The sequence below is a fragment of the Brevibacterium sp. Z349TD_9 genome (assembly GCF_056173565.1).
The window spans coordinates 3,700,568-3,718,778 of sequence record NZ_CM149680.1; the positions used below are offsets into that span (position 1 = coordinate 3,700,568).

An 18,211-nucleotide genomic window follows, 5' to 3' on the forward strand; every position below is an offset into this window, starting at 1 on the left:
GTTACCGGTCCGTTTTCCGATAACGAACTCCCTCGAGATTACCAGCTCGACTTCGTGATGCCGGGCAACTCGCCGTCGTGCGCCATTTCGCGGAAGCGGACGCGCGAGAGTCCGAACTTGCGCAGGTAGCCGCGGGGGCGGCCGTCGACCTGGTCGCGATTGCGCACACGCACCGGCGAGGCATCGCGAGGAAGCTTCTGCAGGCCGAGGCGTGCTTCCTCACGCTGCTCGTCCGTGCTGTCGGGGTGGGTGAGCTGACGCTTGAGGGCGGCGCGGCGCTCCGCATAGCGTTCAACGATGACGCGACGCTGCTTGTCGCGGGCGATCTTGGACTTCTTGGCCATGTGCGCTCAGCGCTCCTCTCGGAAATCGACGTGCTTGCGGATGACGGGATCGTACTTCTTGAGCACGATGCGATCCGGGTTGTTGCGGCGGTTCTTGCGGGTCACGTAGGTGTACCCGGTGCCGGCAGTCGACTTGAGCTTGATGATCGGACGAACGTCTTGGGTCTTCGCCATCAGAGCTTCACTCCCTTGGCAATGAGTTCGGCGACGACGGCGTCGATCCCGCGGACGTCGATGACCTTGATGCCCTTGGCGGACACATTGAGGGTGACGTTGCGGCGCAGCGACGGGACGTAGTAGCGCTTCGTCTGAATGTTCGGGTTGAAGCGGCGCTTCGTGCGGCGCTTCGAGTGGGACACATTGTGTCCGAAACCGGGAACGGCCCCGGTGACTTGGCAGGTTGCTGCCATGACTCTCCTCCAGTTCACAAGTTACCGACTCTCGAGACAAGCTCATTCGCTTGCGCCGATGTCGGAAGACATCAACAAATTCACGCGATGCTGCTGCGGCGGGCACGATCCGACCCAGGCGCGGACCTGCGTCCGGTCGAAAGGCGGATGTGCACCCGTGCACGCGGCGTTCGCAATGGAAATTGTGTACGCCGAAACAGGCATGCCCGTTCGGGCGAGATGTCTCACCAGCGCTGAAGCCGTAGCCTGTGAGAGATGGCCGAAGCTGGAGTGCAGCGGTGGGTGAGCACCATGTCGGTCGCGGCGGATCAGTCGGGGACCGGGCCGTCACGACACAACAGACAACCAGTTTAGAGAGACCCAAGCCTTCTGGGCAAATTCACACCCTCCGAAGTCACCCGGGCCACCGCGCGAGCCGCCGCTCGCCCGAAAAGTCTGCATTTCAACTACCTTCCGGTAGGGGTGTGGCCCAGATCTTCGCGGATCTCGGCGGGTCGGACACCCACTCCCCTTGCCAGACGCCCCTCTGCACGGCCGCGCTCAGGGTCGGGCCGCCTCGGCGATCACTGCAGATGTAAGGGGTACGGGGACTTCGGGGCCGTGTTGAAGACCCATGGAACTCGTGTCAAGGTAAGAAGATGATTGCCACCACATCTGGCACTCTGGAGGACAGATGAGCGACGTTCCACCGAGGCCGCGCATCCGTCCCGCGACCAGCGATGACTGGGTTCCGACCGATCGATCCGGCCGGGGCGCCCAGGCCCGGCCGCAGGGACAGGATCAGGACCCGAACCCGGCCGAGGCCGAGTTCGACCGTTCGACGTACTACGAGTACATCGAACGCCACACCGGCGACTTCCCCGTCTCGCAGACCCGCCGCAGCAACGTCTTCGCTCCGGCCGGCAGCTCACCGTTCCAGGACCATATCAACGCGCGCGCGCCCGAACCCGCCCGCGGAGGCGGTCGCGGAGGACCTCGCCGCACCGGTGAGGCCCGCAACCCGAACAGCGGCGGGTTCCCCGCCCAGCCCGGTCATGCCGGCGGCTCCTCCTGGCGCGGCACGGATTCGGGCGGCTTCGCAGCGGTGCCCGGCTACGGCGGTCCCGACTCCGGTCAGACGCAGTCCGTGCGCCCGCGCAGAAGCACCGGCCTCAAGGTCGTCGTCGTCATCCTCGCCATCGTCATGGTCCTCGCGCTCGTCGGCTTCTTCGGCATCCGGTGGCTCGCTCCGGAGACCGGGACCGTGCCCGCCGATGTCAGCGGCGAGCCGACCTCGCAGGCACCGTCGCCGAGCGACGAACTCGTCCAGCCCTCTGCTTCGCCCGAGGAGGAGCTCGACGGCTTCGTCGAGTCGGGTGCCGAGAAGGCCGCCGCACTCGAAGGTCAGTGGGTGACGCAGGTGAGCGCGAAGCAGGTCGGCACCGAAGCCGACGGGAAGACGTGGTCGGCGCAGGACATCCTCGACGAATTCAAGGCGAACCAGGTCAAGTACCCGGGCGCGATCCTCCTCGACAGCAGTGAGTGGAAGGCGTACAAGACCGGCGGCTACTGGGTCACCGTCATCGATACGCCGTACAAGGACTCCGGCCCGGCGCTCGAGCAGTGCCGCTCATGGGGTCTCGACCGCGACCACTGCCTCGCCAAGCGGCTCGTCAAGGACGGCAAGTACTCCGAGAAGAACAGCGCCTACCTCGACAAGTAGGGTGCCCACAGCACCCGAGGCGCCGAATCGCCCCTTGAGCGATACGTCCTCCCGGCAGCTTCGCGCAACGCCGCCGCAGCCTCTTGTCCTACGCGTGCAAGGGTAGGACAAGAGGCTGCGGGGGCGTCATACTTTTCGACGGAACTCGTCGACACGCGCTATGCCCCGGCTGCGTCTATGCTGGGGGCATCTCGATCACGCGGACGTGGAGTTGAGAATGCGGCGTACACGGAGCTCCGCCCCGGCGCGGAGGCACATGAGATTCGGCCTCTGCGGTTGGTTCGCCCTGTCGCTGATCGGCACTGTCGTGGTGATACTGCCTGACCAAGGTGCGCGAGTGCTGTCGCTGAGCAACGACCACGGGCCATCAGCGTCGGACTCGATCGGGGTCATCGTCCTGCTCGTCGGTTGGCTGTGCCTGCTCGTCCCGCTTCTTCGGGCACGACGACTCGTTCCGAAACCGCGTCTCGTCCTCATGGCATTCTGCGCCGGCCTCGTCGTCACCGCATGGTCAGTGCTGCTCGACGCAGGACTCTGGTGGATTCTGGGCGTGACGCTGGCAGCCGGTGTGCAGGTGGCGGCCGCATCCGCTGTGGCGTGGCCACGACAGTCTGAGTTTGAGCGCGCCGCCGGGTGAACAGTGCTGCCAGCTTGTTCCACAGACCAGCAGAGCGTGAGTCCTGTTGTGTCCCGAGACGGCTCTCGAAGCAATTCCCACCCGGGGCGCCGCATCTCCCCTTGAGCGATACGTCCTCCCGGCAGCTTCGCGCAACGCCCTCGCAGCCTCTTGTCCTACGCGTGCAAGGGTAGGACAAGAGGCTGCGGGGGCGTTATCGCTGCTGGGGCGTTGTGGCGTCGGAGCTTGCGTACCGGTCACCCGACGACTTCTCACCCGAGCGGGACACCCCTACCGAGCGGGACACACCTACCGAACGAGGCGCGCGACCTCACGCGAGGAGGACGCTCGGATCCTCGAGGCCGCGGCCGACGTCGGCGAGGAACTTCGAGATGATCTCGCCGTCGACGACGCGATGGTCGGCGCTCACCGACAGGGTCGTGATCTCGCGCGGAACGATCTCGTCGTCGACCACCCACGGCTTCTTCCGCACCTGCCCGAAGGCGAGGATCGCGGCCTCACCAGGGTTGATGATCGGGGTGCCGGCGTCGACGCCGAACACGCCGACGTTGGTGATGGTGATCGTCCCACCCGTCTGGTCCGCCGGAGGCGTCTTGCCCGACCGGGCCAGGGCCGTGAGGTCCTGGATGCCCTGTGCGAGCTGCGTCAGACCCATCGCGTGCGCATTCTTGATGTTCGGCACGATGAGTCCGCGCGGAGTCGCAGCGGCGATCCCGAGGTTGACGTACTTCTTGACGACGATGTCATCGCCCTCGAGGGCCGAGTTGATCCGCGGGTTGCGTCCCACCGCCCACGCGACGGCCTTCGCGACGATGAGCAGCGGAGAAACACGCACATCCTCGCCGAGCACCTTCGACGCCTTGAGCCGACGGACGAACGCCATCGTCTCGGTGACGTCGACGTCGAGGAACTCCGTGACATGGGGCATCGTGAACGCGGAGTCGACCATGGCCTTGGCCATCATCTTCGTCACGCCCTTGAACGGGATCCGCTCCTCGAGTTCGCCGGTATCGACACTCGCCGAGGCGGTCGCCCCTGAGACTGCAGGTGCGGCCGAGCCGTCGGCGGCCGCCTGGACGTCGGCGCGAGTGACCTCGCCGCGGGAGCCGGTCGCAGTGACCGTGGCGAGATCGATGCCCAAGTCCTTCGCGAGTTTGCGCACCGGCGGCTTGGCCAGGGGCTTTGCTCCCGTGGGGGCCACACCCGCCGAGGCGGTCGGCGCCTCCGCGGCCGGCTGCGCTTCCGCACCCGACTGCGCTCCCGCACCCGACTGCGCTGCCGGAGCCTCCGCAGCCGAACCGGCGGCAGTGCCGCCGGTCGCCGACGCACCGGAGCCGCCGGTCGCCGGCGCACCCTTGCGGGGGCGACGCTTCGACGAGGCAGCCTTCGCGCCGTAGCCGACGAGCGTGGCACCGCCTTCGTCGTCGGTCGTCACCGCGCCTTCGGAGGCAGGCGCCTGCGTCTCGGCGTGGGGCGCGGACATCGTCTCGGCCGCCTCGGCGCCGGAGTCATCGGCACCTCCGAAGCGGATGATCGGGGTGCCGACCTCGACGGTCTGACCCTCCTCGACGAGGAGGGCGCCGACGGTCCCGGCCTGAGGGCTGGGCAGCTCGACGAGTGACTTCGCGGTCTCGATCTCGACGAGGATCTGATTGACCGTCACCTCATCGCCCGGGGACACCTTCCAGGAGACGATGTCCGCCTCGGTGAGGCCTTCGCCGACGTCGGGAAGGGGGAATTCGAATGCCATTCTTGCTCTCCTTCTCGTCAGTAGGCCAGGGCCCGGTCGACACCGTCGAAGATGCGATCGAGGTCGGGCAGGTAGTGCTCTTCCATCCGCGAGCCCGGATAGGGGGTGTGGTACCCGCCGACCCGGATGACCGGGGCCTCGAGGTTGAAGAAGCAGCGTTCCGAGATGCGGGCGGCGATCTCCGATCCCAGACCGAGGAACGTCGGCGCCTCATGGGTGACGACGAGGCGACCGGTCTTGACCACGGAGCGCTCGATCGTCGAGAGGTCGAGCGGGTTGAGGCTGCGCAGGTCGATGAGTTCGACGCTCTTGCCCTCTTCCGCGGCCGCCGCGACGACGTCGAGGGCCGTGGGCACGAGCGGGCCGTAGGTCACCAGCGTGACGTCGGTGCCCTCGCTGAGCACCCGCGCCTCGAGCATCCCGAGATCATGACGAGTGGTGTCGACGTCCCCGCGCTGCCAGTAGCGGCGCTTGGGCTCGAAGAACATCACCGGATCGTCGCTCTTGATCGCCTCCTGGATCATCCAGTACGCGTCATTGGCCGTCGACGGGCTGATGAGCTTGAGGCCGGCGTGGTGGGCGAAGACGGCCTCCGGGCTCTCCGAGTGGTGCTCGGGAGAGCCGATCCCACCGCCGTAGGGCACGCGGATGACCATCGGGATGCGCTCGTTGCCGAGCGTGCGGTTGTAGAGCTTGGCGACCTGCGTGACGATCTGGTCGTAGGCGGGGAAGATGAACGCGTCGAACTGGATCTCGACGACGGGCCGGTAGCCGCGGATCGCCATGCCGATCGACGTGCCGACGATCCCGGATTCGGCCAGCGGCGCATCGATGACCCGCTGCGGACCGAAATCCTTCTGCAGGCCCTCGGTGACGCGGAAGACGCCGCCGAGCTTTCCGATGTCCTCACCAATGAGGACGACCTTCGGGTCGTCCTCCATGGCCTTCCGCAGACCGGCTGTGATCGCCTTGGAAAGGGGAAGTTTCTCCATCAGGCCTCACCTGCATCGGCGAATGAGGACTGGTATGCGAGGAATTCCGCACGCTCCTCATCGACCAGCGAGTGAGGCTCGGAGGTGACATTGGCGAACATCTCGACCGGATCCGGGTCCTCCATGGTCACGCAGTTGTGGCGGATGCGCGCGGCCAGGGTGTCGGCTTCGGCGTCGACCTCGGCGAAGAAGTCCTCACCCGTGTCCGTGTGGTTCTCGAGGTAGGCGCGCAGACGCGTGATCGGGTCGCGGTCCTCCCAGATCTCCTCTTCGGCGCGGTCACGGTACTTCGTCGGATCGTCAGCCGTGGTGTGGGCACCACGACGGTAGGTGAAGGCCTCGATGAGCATCGGACCGTTGCCGGCGCGCACGGAGTCGAGGCTCGCACGGGCCACGGAGTACATCGCGATGATGTCGTTGCCGTCGACGCGGATGCCGGGCACCCCGAAGCCCTCGCCGCGCTTGTACAGCGGGGCCGCGCTCTGGACACGGGTGGGCTCGGAGATCGCCCACTGGTTGTTCTGGCAGAAGAAGAGCACAGGGGCGTGGAAGGCCCCGGCGAAGTTGAGCGCCTCGGACACGTCGCCCTCGGAGGTCGCGCCGTCACCGAAGCAGGCGATGGCGACGGTGTCGCGCTCGAGGTCGCCGGTGCCGACGTCGCCGTCCATGTTCACACCCATCGCATACCCGGCGGCATGAAGAGTCTGGGAGCCGATGATGATCGTGTACGTGTGGAAGCGGTGCTCCTGCGGATCCCAACCGCCGTGGTTCTGACCTCGGAAGATGCCGAGGAGGGTCTCCGGTTCGACGCCGCGGGTGTAGGCGAGGCCGTGTTCGCGGTAGGTGGGGAAGACGAAGTCCTGCGGACGCGCTGCGCGCCCCATGCCGATCTGAGCGGCCTCCTGGCCGAACATCGGCGCCCAGAGGCCGAGCTGTCCCTGCCGCTGCAGTGCGGCTCCCTCCGCATCGACGCGGCGGACGAGGACCATGTCCCGATAGAACCCGCGCAGATCCTCATCGGTGAGCTCTGCGGCGAACGCGTCGTACTCTCCGGACTGGACGCGGTTGCCGTCCTCCGTGAGCATCTGAATCATGCGAGGCTCCGTGGGCTGACTGTGGGCAGTCCCGGATCCCACTGAAATGTTCGAGGTCATTCCAGTACTCCTTTGTTCGTGGTCCGACCCACCGGAGGTGACCAGTGGCGGACCGGGTGCTGCGGGCGGGGCCTCTGGTGGGAGGACTCACCCTCGAGTGATGCGATTCACAGGTATGTCAACGATACCGAATCGCCTCAGCCGGTGCCACTGGACCGGTGTGTCGAGCGCGCTGTGCGGAAGCGGCGTCCGCACCGACTCCGAAGATCATCGGTCGTGGTCAGCCTAGGGGTGTGACCTCGTGCTGTGCGTCACTCGCCAAAGGTTCGCGGTGCCGTTTGTCGATCCTCGCCGAGGTGGTTGGGAGTCCGACCACCGTATGTCCGAGCACCCCGATCCGTTCAGCTGCGCCTGCGTCGTCCCTGGTAGTCCCGGGTCTCGGTGATGCGGCCGGAGAAGAACTGCGCGTTCCTCGCCGTGAATCCCCTGAGTGCCGGGTGACCGGCGGCGACCATGAGACCGATCGAGGCGGAGTAGGCGGCCGAGGAGTGTGCGGCGCCCGCGGAGTCGAACATGTCGTCGAGCTCCTTGTCGCTGCGGTCGGCGAGGTTCGGTGCCTGCCGCAGCGCGTCGGGATCGTAGTCGACGGTGATGGTCGACCAGCGGTCCCGGACCGGGTTCTCGTTGCCGTCGAGATCGGGAACGAGGTCCTGTTCGTGTTCGATCGAGAGGACGTCGATGCCCTCATCGATGGGGAAGTCGGACACGGGCGCCCCGACGGTGACGAGCGCGGTGACGTTGACGTCGGCGAGGAACGCGGGATCGGCGGCCAGCGACCCGGCCGTGATGCCGCCCTGGGAGTACCCGACGAGCATCACCTCGGCGTCGTCTGGGATCCCGGCGTCGGCGATCGCCCGCCGGACCATCTCGCGCATCACCGTGTCGTTGCCGGCCATGCCCTCGACGTTCGTCGTCAGGTCGGTCGTGTTCTCCCCCGGGACCGGTGACCAGTCCGTGGTCGCCGGAACGTAGACGATGTAGCGCGTGGTTCCGTCGGGAGAGCGCACCTCTTCGATGCGCACCTGGCCCGAGTCGACTCCGCGATGCTGGGCGGCTTCGCGGTCGTAGAGCTCGGCGACGTCGGCCGGGGGTCTGGTGTGGGGTTGCGTCAGTCCCTGCGCCTTCCACACCTCGACCTCGGACGGGGTGAGCAGACCGACGAGGTTCGCGGCCGCAAGCACCCACGCGGTCATCGACCCCGAGTCGTGGGGCCACAGCGTCGTGTCCGAGTCGACGGCGAGCAGTCCCGGCGGCAGCCCGAGGAAGCCTACGACCATCCCCGGCAGCACGTGCTCGATGACGGCACCGGTGGCGTCGGAGTTCTCGAACACGAGGGCGACGAAGTCCTCGGTGATGTCGGCTTTGGCCTGGCCGAGGTCGATGCCGAAGTGCCGCTCGACCACGTCGTCGAGTCCCGTGGCGTCGATGATCTGCCATCCTGCGACGGCGGGGACGCCGACGGCGATGGCGGCGGGGATGATGACGGGCAGGCTGATGGCGATGAGCCTGCCGGTGGCATATCCGAGGCCGTCGAGGAGTCCCCCGAAGACCTCGCTCACTCCTTTCTCTGCCTCGCGGTAGGCGAGCGCTGCGGTGCGGATCGCGAGCACCGTCGCTTCGAGTTCGGCGAGCACGAGCGCGAGCTGCTGGTGATAGCGGACCCGGGCGGCGTCGAGGTTGAGGGCGGTGAGCGGCGCCGGCACCTGCGTGAGCAGGGTGCCGAGGTCGAAGTCGCCGACCGTGCCATCGGCCGAGAGCTCCCCGACCCGCGCGCCGAGGCGGTCGAGGTCGGTGCCGCTGATCTCGATCCGATCGCCGACCGTGATCCCGCCTCCGCCACGGGTCGTCGTTCCGATCATGGGGAGCCCACCTCGGCGAAGCGCAGACGCGTGAGCATCGAGGCGACGACCATCCGCACCGCACCATCGGGCATCTCCTCCGTGCGCGCGACCGTCATCCCGTTCTCCCCTCGCTCGAGGAGCGGTCGCGACCATCTCCCCGCCTGTCGGTGGAGGAACTCCATCCCTGCGCGGGCAGGCTGCCCGTCGGCACTGCTGCCGAGGCAGGTGAGGGTGAGGACGCAGTCGCCGGCCACGAGGTCGGAGAGGTCCTCGCACACGGACGCCACCTCACCCGGTACGAGGCGGCGGAGGAACTCGTACCCGGCGAAGTCGGCGTTGTCTGCTCCGCGCAGGGCGAGCATCGCGAGGCAGGAGTCGGCGGCGATGGCGATCTCGAGGTGGACGGCGCTGTTCTCGGCACCGACGACGAGCGCCATCCGGGTGCGGGCGAGGTCGAGTTCGGCGGCGAACCCTGCCAGCCACGCCGAGAGGACGTCGAGGTCGCGCGGGCGCACGACCTCGGCGGGGAGTTCCTCGCGGACAGCGGCCGACGGTGCGGTCAGGGTGATCCCCGCCGAGGCGGCCGCCCGGGCGACGGCGGCCCGTGACGGCGGGTGCCCGCCGAGCTCCGGCGGGTGGCCATCCCCGTCCGGGACGGCAGACCCCGGCGGCCGGGTCGCACACCGTCCCGAAGGGGTCGGCCCGACGGAACCGTCATTGTCGGTCTGGGGCAGGAGATCGCTCGGCCACAGGCGGCGCAGCCGGTCAGGCAGGCGGAGGATGCGTCCGAGGTCGACGGTGATCCACCGGGAGTCGAGCACGCCGTGGCCGTTCACAGCTGGATCCTCCCGCCCACGGAGACGACCTGGAGGTGGAGATCGTAGGCTTCGGAGAGGTCGTCGGCCCGATCGGCGAGGAGACCGATCGCCTCCGCACACGAACCGAGACGCTCGACGAGGAGACGGCCGGCCGGTGAGTCCCACCCGTCGATCCGCCGGGCCGCGTTCGCGAGCGCCCGCAGCTCGTTCGCCCGCTGCCGCCAGCCGTCGCGGCTGGCGGCGAGTTCGTCGGTGATCATCCCGGTCTCCTCTCGTCATCGCCCCCAGGCTAGGAATCCGGCCGTCCGAGACCAAGGGGGGCGAATCGGCCTGTGGACACGGCCTGAGCGTCCACAGCCGCCTGGCACGCGAGTCCCCTGCCCGTCCACAGGCGGGTGAGCGCGAGTCCGCCTGCGGCGGCGGGTCGTGAGAAAATGAGGGCATGCCGACCGTTTCGCTTGCTGAAGTCTCACCCGCCATCGCCCTCGGACCGCTCGACGGTCGCTACCGCAAGGACACCGCTGACCTCGTCGATCACCTCTCGGAGGCCGCGCTCAACCGCAACCGCATCCGCGTCGAGGTCGAATGGTTCATCCACCTCGCGCAGAACTCGGTGATCCCGGGCGTCCGCACTCTCACCGATTCAGAGGTCACGGCGCTGCGGGAGTTCGCCGCGGGCTTCGACGCTGAGACGATTGCGACGCTCGCCGCTCACGAAGCGGTCACGGTCCACGACGTCAAGGCCGTCGAATACACAATCAAGGACGCACTAGTCGAGATCGGCGCCGACGACCTCAGCGAGCTCGTCCACTTCTGCTGCACGTCCGAGGACATCAACAACCTCTCGTGGGCGCTCGGCATCAAGGAGGCCACCGAACAGGTGTGGCTGCCGCGCGCGAAGGCCCTCATCGACGCCCTCGCCGACACCGCCGCCGACCTCGCCGACGTCCCCATGCTCGCCCACACCCACGGGCAGCCGGCGACGCCGACGACGATGGGCAAGGAGCTCGCGGTCTTCGTCCACCGCCTGCGCCGCCAGTACGAGCGGATCGCCGCGACCGAATTCCTCGGCAAGATCAACGGTGCGACCGGCACGTACTCCGCGCACATGGCCGCGGTGCCCGGCGCGGACTGGCCGCAGATCGCCCGCACCTTCGTCGAGGGCAGCCTGGGCCTGACGTTCAACCCGCTGACCACGCAGATCGAGTCGCACGACTGGGATGCCGAGCTCTTCGCCGACATCTCCCGGTTCAATCGGATCGCCCACAACCTCGCGACCGACATGTGGACCTACATCTCGATGAACTACTTCAAGCAGATCCCCGTCGCGGGCGCCACGGGATCATCGACGATGCCCCACAAGGTCAACCCGATCCGCTTCGAGAACGCCGAGGCGAACCTCGAGCTCTCCTCCGCCCTCCTCGATTCGCTCGCCTCGACGCTGGTGACCTCCCGGATGCAGCGGGACCTCACCGATTCGACGTCCCAGCGCAACATCGGCGTCGCCTACGGGCATTCGGTGCTCGCGCTGGGCAACCTCGTCAAGGGACTCGGGCAGCTCGCGATCAACGAGGACGCGCTGGCCGCCGACCTCGATGGGAACTGGGAGGTCCTCGGCGAGGCGATCCAGTCGGTCATGCGCGCGGCCGGTCTGCAGGGCGTGGCCGGGATGGAGAATCCGTACGAGAAGCTCAAGGAGCTCACCCGCGGCAAGCGCATCCACCAGGCCGACCTCCAGGAGTTCGTCGCAGGCCTCGGCCTGCCCGAGGAGGAGACCCGGCGCCTGAGGGCCCTCACCCCGGCGAGCTACATCGGGCTGGCCGAGCAGCTCGCCCGCGACGAGGTCGCCGCCTGGAACGCAGCCGCGAAGGGCTGAGCCCTTCGACCATGAGCGGTCCCGGAGCCGAGCAGTCCCGGGACCGCTCGGCTCCGGGAGTGCCCCGGGTCGGCTAGATCCACCTCGGCGCGGTCACCGGCTCACCCGTCGAGGTCCGCACGCCTGCATCGCCCCGGCCCGAGGCCCAGCGGACCAGGTCGGGCAGCGATCCGCTGACGACCGTTCCGGCCCGGTCACCCGCGTCCGCCGGGTCCCCGTCCGCAACGCCGGCCCCGCCGAGGCGGTCGTCCGTCCCCTCGACGGCGACGACGATCCCCGCATCGGTTCCCCGCGCCCGCCACGCCCCGGTGATGTCGGAGAGCAACCGGGTGAGGACGGGTGCGGGGATGTCGCTCATCCGTGCCCCGTTGTCCAGATCGATCGCGTGGAGCCACACCTCGCGGGTGCGCATCCACACGGTCTCCCGTGCGGGCACCTCCCGGCCCTGCGCGGTGCGCACGATCGCCTCCCACGCCTCGTCGGGGCTGTCGCGCCATTCGACGTCGAGGCTGATCGCCGCGTGCTCGATGAGGTGGCGCAGGGCGCGCACCGGCAGGGTCGACCCGAAGTCGATCTCGGCGTCACGGGCCGTAGGCGACTCGTACATCGGCGTCTCGACGCCGGTGTTCGCCCACTGCACGAGGCGGGTGAGCGCCCGAGCGTTGTACCCGACGTGGGCGATGAGGTGGCGCCTGGACCAGCCGGGCAGAAGACTCGGTTCGTCGAACTCGGCGTCGGAGAGCTCACCGAGCTTGCGGGCGAAGAACGCCGTCCCCCGCCGCACCGTGAGCAGTTCGGCCAGGAGTGCGGGGTCGGTGGTGAGATCGTGCCGGGCGACCATGGCTCACCCGGCGTCGACGATGCGGTTGGAGATCGTCCCGATCCCGTCGATCGACACGCTCACCTCGTCGCCCGGCTGCAGGTAGACCTGCGGGTCGCGGGCACGGCCGACGCCGCCGGGGGTGCCGGTGAGGATGATGTCTCCGGGGTCGAGGGTGATCATCGTCGAGATGTAGGAGACGAGGTGGGCCGGGGTGAAGAGGAGGTCGACGATGGCATGCTGCTGCATCACCTCGCCGTTGACCGTGGTGGTGAGCACCGCCTCGGCGGGGTCGAAGTCATCACCGGTCGCGAGTACGGGTCCGAGCGGGGTCGAGTCCTCCCACATCTTGCCCTGAAGCCATTCCTTCGTCCGGAACTGCCAGCCGCGCATCGAGATGTCGTTGGCGATCGTGTACCCGGCGATCGCCTCGGCGGCTTCGGCCTCATCGGCCCGGCGGACCTGCCTGCCGATGACGACGACGAGTTCACCCTCCCAGTCGAGCTCCGGATCCTCGGGCGCGAACGGCACGTCGTCGTGCGGGCCGGTCAGCGTCTCGGCGAACTTCGCGAAGAGGGTCGGGTACGCGGGCAGGTCACGGCCCATCTCGAGGATGTGGCTGCGGTAGTTGAGCCCCACGCACACGATCTTGCCGGGGCGGGTGATGAGCTGAAGCTCCTCGGCCTCGCTCACGGGCACGGTCGCCGACGGGGAGACGATCGCCTCGGCGACGGTGCGCTGCCAGTACTCGTCGGCGAGCAGGGCTCCGACGTCGGAGAAGTCCTCGACGATGACATAGTCGTCGCCGTCCTCCACTGCGGCTCGGGATCCGGACGGGGTGGCGATGGTGGCAAGTCTCACTGCTGTTCTCCTTCGACGTGGGTGCGGGCGAAATTCAGGGTTTCGATGATCGGGCGGTCGTTGAATGCGAAGAGGTCGAGGCCGGTCTCGGTCTCGATGCTCACCGCCGACCACGAGGGCATGACGACGAGATCGCCTGTGACGACGTCGAAGACGCGGTCGTCGACGAGGATGCGCCCGGAGCCTTCGAAGACCTGCATGACCTCGGAGCCGACGCGCCTGGTCACCGGTGTCGTCGTGCCTGCGCGAAGACGATGGAATTCGGCGCGGATCGTCGGCATGACGTCTCCACCGGTGGTCGGGTTGACGTAGCGGATCGCCGCATGCCCCTGACCGACGGTGGCGGGGAAGCCTTCGTCCTCGAGGCGCAGCTGCTCGGTGAGGGCGCGGTCCGTGTGCTCCCAGCGGTAGGCCCCGATCGGGGAGCTCACGGTGTTCGACAGGCCCGAGAGCGGACGGAGCCCGGGGTGCCCCCAGAGCCTCTCCGAGCGGGAGATGTCCGGGGTCGACTCGTCGGTGACGCGGTCGATGCCGAACTCGAAGAACGAGGTGTCGGCGTAGTGGACGAAGGGGATGTCGAGGCCGTCGATCCACGCCATCGGCTGGTCGGTCTCGTTGTGGTGACCGTGGAAGTTCCAGCCCGGGGTGAGCAGGAAGTCCCCGCGCGACATCCGCACCGGATCGCCGTTGACGACCGTCCACACGCCCTCGCCTTCGACGACGAAGCGGAAGGCGTTCTGCGAGTGCCGGTGCTCGGGAGCGACCTCATGGCCGCCGAGGTATTGGATCGCCGCCCACAGCGTCGGGGTCGCGAACGGTGCCCCGCCGAGGCCGGGGTTGGCCAGGGCGATCGCCCGCCGTTCCCCGCCGCGACCGACGGGCACGAGGTCGCCGGCACGTTCGGCCAGGGGGAGCAGGGTCGACCACTGCCACTGGTGGGCGACCGCCGCCGAGGCGGGGACCTGTGGCATGAGCTCGTCGAGCTGGGTCCACAGCGGGATCATGTTCTCCTCCGCCATGGTCGTATACATCGCCTCGAGCTCTCGCTCCTCCTCGGGAGTCGGGTCGGGGTTGACCATCGTCGGTGCAGGGCGCGTCATCGGGGCCTCCTCGGACCAGTGCGTTGAATCTGCGCCGAGGCTACTCCTCGGTGGGCGAGGTCACAGCATGAATTCCGCTGGACGGAATCGGTCGATGGCGCAGGCACGTGCCCTCGCCGACTGCTGGTCGTTCCGGACAGGTTGACGGCGTCGGAAGCTGTCCATGGTGACCAGGAACGATCGCTCCGCCGAGGTGGGGGCGGGCACGGCGCGGGCGGCTCAGTCGGCCGGGGGTGGGCTCTCCGGCACGAGCTCGAGTCCGGCGAGGTCCGCGCAGGCGCGCCGCACGAGGTCGATCGAGCGCTCCGAGGTCAGCGCCGTCGTGCGCACCGCCGGCGCGCTCAGAGCCACAGCGTCGCGCGGAGGCAGTCCGCTGCTGTGCGGAACCGCGATGCCGACAGCGCTGATGTCGGACTCCGTCTGCCGCAGATTGAGCGCGAAGCCCTGAGCTCGCACCTCGTCCATCTCGGCCAGGAGGCGCTCGAGGTCGCTGCCGGCGAGGCGCTCACCGGGCGAGCGCCCGCCGGCATAGAGGGCGCGGATCGACACGTCGTCGAGAGCGGCGAGCAGAGCTTTGCCCCCTGAGGTCAGCCGCGCCGGGAGGACGGTGCCGGTGCGCTCCCCCACCCGCAGACGCTGGCGGGATTCGACGGTCGTGAGGAAGACGACGCTCACTCCGCGACGGCGCAGGAGGGAGACGGTCTCTCCGGTGTCGGCGCTGAGCTGGGCGAGGATCTCGAGGACCGGGCCGGGCACCGACTGTGTGCCCTGGGTCTCCGCGACGCCGAGGGCGGGTCCGGGCCGGTACTGCCTGGCGGGCCCGCGGGTGACGAATCCCCGGTAGAGCAGCGTTGAGAGCAGGCGGTGCGCACTCGAAGGCGCCACCCCGAGGTACGCGGCGACGTCCTGGACGCGCACGCCCTCCTGCGGGTGGCGGCGGAGGAGGTCGATGAGCAGCAGGGCATTGTCGACGGACTCGATGGCATGGTCAGGACGTTTGACGATGCTGAAATGCTGCGGCATGACCCCCACGGTAGCCTGTCCTCCGGATTCCGCAGAGCAGAATATACTCGTGATCGGCTTCACACCCTCCCTACGGTGTCCCCCATGACCGAGACCACCTCCTCACAGGCCCCGGCGCGCAGCGAAGCGCGCCGCTGGGCGGCAGTCGTCATCTGCTGGCTGCTCATCGTCATGGACGGCTACGACCTCATCGTCTACGGTGCCGTCCAGAACTCCCTCATCGAGACCACCGACTGGGGACTCACCCCCGCCTCGGCGGGCACCCTCGGCTCGCTCGCGTTCCTCGGGATGATGATCGGCGCCGTCGTCGCCGGCCGTCTCGCCGATGCGATCGGGCGCCGCCGGACCATCCTGCTCTGCGTCATCGTCTTCGGCGTGGCCACGGTCGCCTGCGCCCTGGCACCGAACCCCGGCGTCTTCGGGGCGCTGCGCCTCATCGCCGGCCTCGGCCTCGGCGGACTCGTGCCCTCGGCGAACGCGCTCACCGCCGAGCTCGTTCCCCCACGCTGGCGCGGCTCGATGGCGACCCTGATGATGTCCGGGGTGCCGATCGGCGGAACGATCGCCGCGCTCACCGGACTCTGGCTCATCCCCGCCTTCGGGTGGCCGGCGATGTTCTGGATCACCGCGGTCTCCTTCATCCTTCTCGCCGTCGCCTGGAAGGTGCTGCCGGAGACGGGTGCGCCCCGTGCCGCGTCCGGCAGCGACCCGGGGCAGGCGGACGTTGAGGCCGGAGACCGCGCAGCGCCGCGGACCGGCTTCTCCACGATCCTGTCCACGCCGTGGCTGAGCTTCTCGATCCTCTTCGCACTCACGACCCTCTTCACCCTCTTCGCGTGGTACGGCCTCGGCACGCAGCTGCCGAAGATCATGCGCGACTCCGGCGCCGATCTCGGACCCGCCCTGGCCTTCACGATCGCCCTCAACCTCGGCGCGGTCGTCGGCTCGGTGCTCACGGCATGGGCGGGCGACCGGTTCGGAATCCTGCCGACGGCGACGGTCGCCGCGGCGGTCGCCGGCATCGCCCTCGTCGCGCTCATGAGCGGGACGACCGCGACGCTCGCGATCTACGTCGCCCTCGTCCTCGCGGGCATCGGCACCCACGGCACGCAGTCGCTCATCGTCGGCGCCATCGCCTCGCACTACCCGGCACACCTGCGCGGCACAGCCCTGGGCTGGGCACTCGGCGTCGGGCGCATCGGTGCGGTGCTCGCTCCGCAGGTCTCGGGCATCCTCCTCGGAATCAACGGGGTCGACCCGTCGATGAGCTTCCTCCTCTTCGGAGGGGCGGCACTGGCCTCGGCCCTTGTCCTCGCCACCCTCACGGTTCTCAGTCGCCGCCGGCGGCGGGCCGTCGACGGCGAACAGGCCGCCACGGAACCGGTCGCGCCCTGAGAGTACGCACCACACCTCGCGCGGACCGCCTTCGCGAGGAGGATCCGGTTCGACATGGGGCTCGATGTCGAACCGGATCCTCCTGCCGGAGGCCGCCCCAGAGGCCTCTACGCGGGCACGAGGTGGCGGTCCTCATCGATCTCTGCGAGCGACTTCTTCGCCATGCTGCGAGCGAGGAAGAGCACAGGGACGCCGGCGACGACGACGATGACCGTCGCATAGATCGCCGGTGCCAGGGTGAGACCGGTCGAGGACATCAGCCACGTGGCGACAAGCGGTGAGAGTCCGCCGAAGAGGACGGTGGCGACGTTGTAGCCGATGGCCATGCCCGAGAAGCGGCTCGTGCCGGTGAACTGCTCGGGGATCATCGCCGCGGCCACAGCGCTCCACCCGGCGGCGGGGATCGCGAGGAATGCGGCGCCGCCGATCGCGATCGACGCCGAGTCGTTGCTCAGGAGCACATAGGCGGGGATCGTCGTGAAGATGAAGACGACCATGAGGCCGGCGAGGGAGGCCTTCCGCCCGAACCGGTCAGAGGCGAGCCCGAAGAACGGCGTGACGACGATGGCGACGACTGCGGCCACGGTGCCCAGCGCCAGCGAACCCGAGTTCGGGACCTGGGCGACCTCTTCGACGTAGGTGGGCACATAGGTGATGTTGAGGAAGTAGCTCACCGACCCGATCGAGGAGATGAGGAAGGCGACGATGATCGCCCGGGGCTGTTCGAGGATCGCGGTGATGAGCGGCGAGCGCTTGAGGACGACATCGGTCTTCTCCGCCTTCTGCAGGCGCTTGAACGTGTCGGTCTCGACCATCATCCGACGCAGCGGAACCATGAGCGCGGCGAGGACGGCACCGAGGACGAAGAGCACCCTCCACCCCCACGACTCCATCGCCTCGGTCGAGAGCGTATTGGCCAGCAGGGCGCCCGAACCGACGGCGAGCAGGGCGCCGACCTCGCTGTTCGCCGCAGCCCAGCTCGCAGCGAGTCCGCGCTTGCCCGGCTTCGCCGACTCCATGAGGAAGACCATGATCCCCGTGTACTCGGCACCGACGGAGAACCCGGAGAGGCAGCGGAAGAAGACGAGGCCGACCCCGGCCCAGATCCCGATCGTGTTGTAGTCGGGCATGATCGCGATGCCGAGCATGGACACGGCCATGAGCACCGCGGAGACGACGAGTGCGTGCTTGCGTCCGACCCGATCGCCGAGGTGGCCGAAGACCATGGCCCCGAGCGGCCGGAAGAGGAATCCGGCGGCGCCGACGCCGAGGGTGAGCAGCAGCGAATCGGCCTGCCCGCCGAAGAACTCCTTCGTCAGCGTCGTCGCGACGTAGAAGAAGATCGAGAAGTCATACCATTCGACGACGGTGCCGAAGGCGGCGACGAGCATCGAGCGGCGGCGTCCCCTCTCCTTCTCGGCAGAGCCTGCCCCTGCCTGGGTGCGGGGGCGTGATTCGGGTTCGAACTCGGACATCGTCGGTTCCGTT

The 18,211-nt window shown here is 68.5% G+C and carries 18 protein-coding genes; 4 read left to right on the forward strand and 14 right to left on the reverse strand.

All coding sequences use genetic code 11. From position 1 onward, the window contains the following. Positions 1-38: 38 nt before the first annotated feature. From rpsN to rpmB, 3 genes are read right to left on the reverse strand one after another with little or no spacing between them, the layout of a single operon-like run. The gene (gene rpsN, locus AC0VYB_RS17030; RefSeq protein WP_009376593.1) at positions 39-344 is read right to left on the reverse strand and encodes a 30S ribosomal protein S14; all 306 of its coding nucleotides are present in this window, start codon (positions 342-344) and stop codon (positions 39-41) included. A 6-nt stretch (positions 345-350) separates the two neighbouring features. Next, complete coding sequence (gene rpmG, locus AC0VYB_RS17035; RefSeq protein ID WP_009376595.1) at positions 351-518, reverse strand: 50S ribosomal protein L33; 168 nt, start codon at positions 516-518, stop codon at positions 351-353. Next, the gene (rpmB, locus tag AC0VYB_RS17040) at positions 518-754 is read right to left on the reverse strand and encodes a 50S ribosomal protein L28 (protein ID WP_063249531.1); all 237 of its coding nucleotides are present in this window, start codon (positions 752-754) and stop codon (positions 518-520) included. Before rpmB ends, rpmG begins: the two co-directional genes overlap by 1 nt. A gap of 673 nt (positions 755-1,427) precedes the next feature. Here rpmB and AC0VYB_RS17045 point away from each other — a divergent pair. Next, a complete protein-coding gene (locus AC0VYB_RS17045) occupies positions 1,428-2,456 on the forward strand; it encodes a hypothetical protein (protein WP_063249529.1) in 1,029 nt (342 codons plus the stop codon). A gap of 256 nt (positions 2,457-2,712) precedes the next feature. Continuing rightward, positions 2,713-3,093, forward strand: a complete 381-nt coding sequence (locus AC0VYB_RS17050) for a hypothetical protein (protein WP_063249527.1) — start codon at positions 2,713-2,715, stop codon at positions 3,091-3,093. Between the two features lie 310 nt (positions 3,094-3,403). On the opposite strand, the gene AC0VYB_RS17055 is transcribed toward AC0VYB_RS17050, so the two are convergent. The 6 genes from AC0VYB_RS17055 to AC0VYB_RS17080 all read right to left on the reverse strand — a co-directional run bounded on the left by AC0VYB_RS17055 (position 3,404) and on the right by AC0VYB_RS17080 (position 9,908). Beyond that, positions 3,404-4,843, reverse strand: a complete 1,440-nt coding sequence (locus tag AC0VYB_RS17055) for a dihydrolipoamide acetyltransferase family protein (RefSeq protein ID WP_095375334.1) — start codon at positions 4,841-4,843, stop codon at positions 3,404-3,406. A 17-nt stretch (positions 4,844-4,860) separates the two neighbouring features. Continuing rightward, positions 4,861-5,835, reverse strand: coding sequence for an alpha-ketoacid dehydrogenase subunit beta (locus AC0VYB_RS17060; RefSeq protein ID WP_009376603.1), 975 nt, complete (start codon positions 5,833-5,835; stop codon positions 4,861-4,863). Then, entirely contained in the window at positions 5,835-6,929 is a 1,095-nt protein-coding gene (gene pdhA, locus AC0VYB_RS17065; RefSeq protein ID WP_009376604.1) for a pyruvate dehydrogenase (acetyl-transferring) E1 component subunit alpha, read from the reverse strand. The genes AC0VYB_RS17060 and pdhA overlap by 1 nt, the downstream gene beginning before the upstream one ends. 401 nt (positions 6,930-7,330) lie before the next feature. Continuing rightward, entirely contained in the window at positions 7,331-8,848 is a 1,518-nt protein-coding gene (locus AC0VYB_RS17070; RefSeq protein WP_095375333.1) for an alpha/beta hydrolase, read from the reverse strand. Beyond that, positions 8,845-9,666 (reverse strand): hypothetical protein, encoded by an 822-nt coding sequence (locus tag AC0VYB_RS17075; RefSeq protein ID WP_095375332.1) that lies wholly within the window; start codon positions 9,664-9,666, stop codon positions 8,845-8,847. Before AC0VYB_RS17075 ends, AC0VYB_RS17070 begins: the two co-directional genes overlap by 4 nt. After that, positions 9,663-9,908 (reverse strand): hypothetical protein, encoded by a 246-nt coding sequence (locus AC0VYB_RS17080; RefSeq protein WP_095375331.1) that lies wholly within the window; start codon positions 9,906-9,908, stop codon positions 9,663-9,665. Before AC0VYB_RS17080 ends, AC0VYB_RS17075 begins: the two co-directional genes overlap by 4 nt. A gap of 182 nt (positions 9,909-10,090) precedes the next feature. Between AC0VYB_RS17080 and purB the strand changes: the two genes are divergently transcribed. Continuing rightward, positions 10,091-11,524, forward strand: a complete 1,434-nt coding sequence (gene purB / locus AC0VYB_RS17085; protein WP_095375330.1) for an adenylosuccinate lyase — start codon at positions 10,091-10,093, stop codon at positions 11,522-11,524. A gap of 73 nt (positions 11,525-11,597) precedes the next feature. On the opposite strand, the gene AC0VYB_RS17090 is transcribed toward purB, so the two are convergent. From AC0VYB_RS17090 to AC0VYB_RS17105, 4 genes are all read right to left on the reverse strand, one after another. After that, positions 11,598-12,365 carry a maleylpyruvate isomerase family mycothiol-dependent enzyme gene (locus AC0VYB_RS17090; protein WP_095375329.1) on the reverse strand — a complete coding sequence of 256 codons (768 nt, stop codon included), beginning with the start codon at positions 12,363-12,365 and terminating at the stop codon, positions 11,598-11,600. Positions 12,366-12,368: 3 nt separating this feature from the next. Further along, complete coding sequence (locus tag AC0VYB_RS17095; protein WP_095375328.1) at positions 12,369-13,205, reverse strand: fumarylacetoacetate hydrolase family protein; 837 nt, start codon at positions 13,203-13,205, stop codon at positions 12,369-12,371. Next, complete coding sequence (locus AC0VYB_RS17100) at positions 13,202-14,305, reverse strand: cupin domain-containing protein (protein ID WP_009376614.1); 1,104 nt, start codon at positions 14,303-14,305, stop codon at positions 13,202-13,204. Before AC0VYB_RS17100 ends, AC0VYB_RS17095 begins: the two co-directional genes overlap by 4 nt. 219 nt (positions 14,306-14,524) lie before the next feature. Further along, on the reverse strand, positions 14,525-15,328 hold the full coding sequence (locus AC0VYB_RS17105; RefSeq protein ID WP_063249511.1) for an IclR family transcriptional regulator: 804 nt from the start codon (positions 15,326-15,328) through the stop codon (positions 14,525-14,527). 84 nt (positions 15,329-15,412) lie between these two features. Here AC0VYB_RS17105 and AC0VYB_RS17110 point away from each other — a divergent pair, with 84 nt between their 5' ends. Beyond that, positions 15,413-16,723, forward strand: coding sequence for an MFS transporter (locus AC0VYB_RS17110; RefSeq protein WP_009376616.1), 1,311 nt, complete (start codon positions 15,413-15,415; stop codon positions 16,721-16,723). A gap of 107 nt (positions 16,724-16,830) precedes the next feature. On the opposite strand, the gene AC0VYB_RS17115 is transcribed toward AC0VYB_RS17110, so the two are convergent. Then, on the reverse strand, positions 16,831-18,198 hold the full coding sequence (locus tag AC0VYB_RS17115; protein WP_009376617.1) for an MFS transporter: 1,368 nt from the start codon (positions 18,196-18,198) through the stop codon (positions 16,831-16,833). Between the last annotated feature and the right edge of the window lie 13 nt (positions 18,199-18,211).

Excerpts from the sequence above, each read along its gene's own strand:
- rpsN (WP_009376593.1), bottom strand. The coding sequence starts at position 344 with ATGGCCAAGAAGTCCAAGATCGCCCGCGACAAGCAGCGTCGCGTCATC.
- rpmG (WP_009376595.1), bottom strand. The coding sequence starts at position 518 with ATGGCGAAGACCCAAGACGTTCGTCCGATCATCAAGCTCAAGTCGACT.
- rpmB (WP_063249531.1), bottom strand. The coding sequence starts at position 754 with ATGGCAGCAACCTGCCAAGTCACCGGGGCCGTTCCCGGTTTCGGACAC.
- AC0VYB_RS17045 (WP_063249529.1), top strand. The coding sequence starts at position 1,428 with ATGAGCGACGTTCCACCGAGGCCGCGCATCCGTCCCGCGACCAGCGAT.
- AC0VYB_RS17050 (WP_063249527.1), top strand. The coding sequence starts at position 2,713 with ATGAGATTCGGCCTCTGCGGTTGGTTCGCCCTGTCGCTGATCGGCACT.
- AC0VYB_RS17055 (WP_095375334.1), bottom strand. The coding sequence starts at position 4,843 with ATGGCATTCGAATTCCCCCTTCCCGACGTCGGCGAAGGCCTCACCGAG.
- AC0VYB_RS17060 (WP_009376603.1), bottom strand. The coding sequence starts at position 5,835 with ATGGAGAAACTTCCCCTTTCCAAGGCGATCACAGCCGGTCTGCGGAAG.
- pdhA (WP_009376604.1), bottom strand. The coding sequence starts at position 6,929 with ATGATTCAGATGCTCACGGAGGACGGCAACCGCGTCCAGTCCGGAGAG.
- AC0VYB_RS17070 (WP_095375333.1), bottom strand. The coding sequence starts at position 8,848 with ATGATCGGAACGACGACCCGTGGCGGAGGCGGGATCACGGTCGGCGAT.
- AC0VYB_RS17080 (WP_095375331.1), bottom strand. The coding sequence starts at position 9,908 with ATGATCACCGACGAACTCGCCGCCAGCCGCGACGGCTGGCGGCAGCGG.
- purB (WP_095375330.1), top strand. The coding sequence starts at position 10,091 with ATGCCGACCGTTTCGCTTGCTGAAGTCTCACCCGCCATCGCCCTCGGA.
- AC0VYB_RS17090 (WP_095375329.1), bottom strand. The coding sequence starts at position 12,365 with ATGGTCGCCCGGCACGATCTCACCACCGACCCCGCACTCCTGGCCGAA.
- AC0VYB_RS17100 (WP_009376614.1), bottom strand. The coding sequence starts at position 14,305 with ATGACGCGCCCTGCACCGACGATGGTCAACCCCGACCCGACTCCCGAG.
- AC0VYB_RS17105 (WP_063249511.1), bottom strand. The coding sequence starts at position 15,328 with ATGCCGCAGCATTTCAGCATCGTCAAACGTCCTGACCATGCCATCGAG.
- AC0VYB_RS17110 (WP_009376616.1), top strand. The coding sequence starts at position 15,413 with ATGACCGAGACCACCTCCTCACAGGCCCCGGCGCGCAGCGAAGCGCGC.
- AC0VYB_RS17115 (WP_009376617.1), bottom strand. The coding sequence starts at position 18,198 with ATGTCCGAGTTCGAACCCGAATCACGCCCCCGCACCCAGGCAGGGGCA.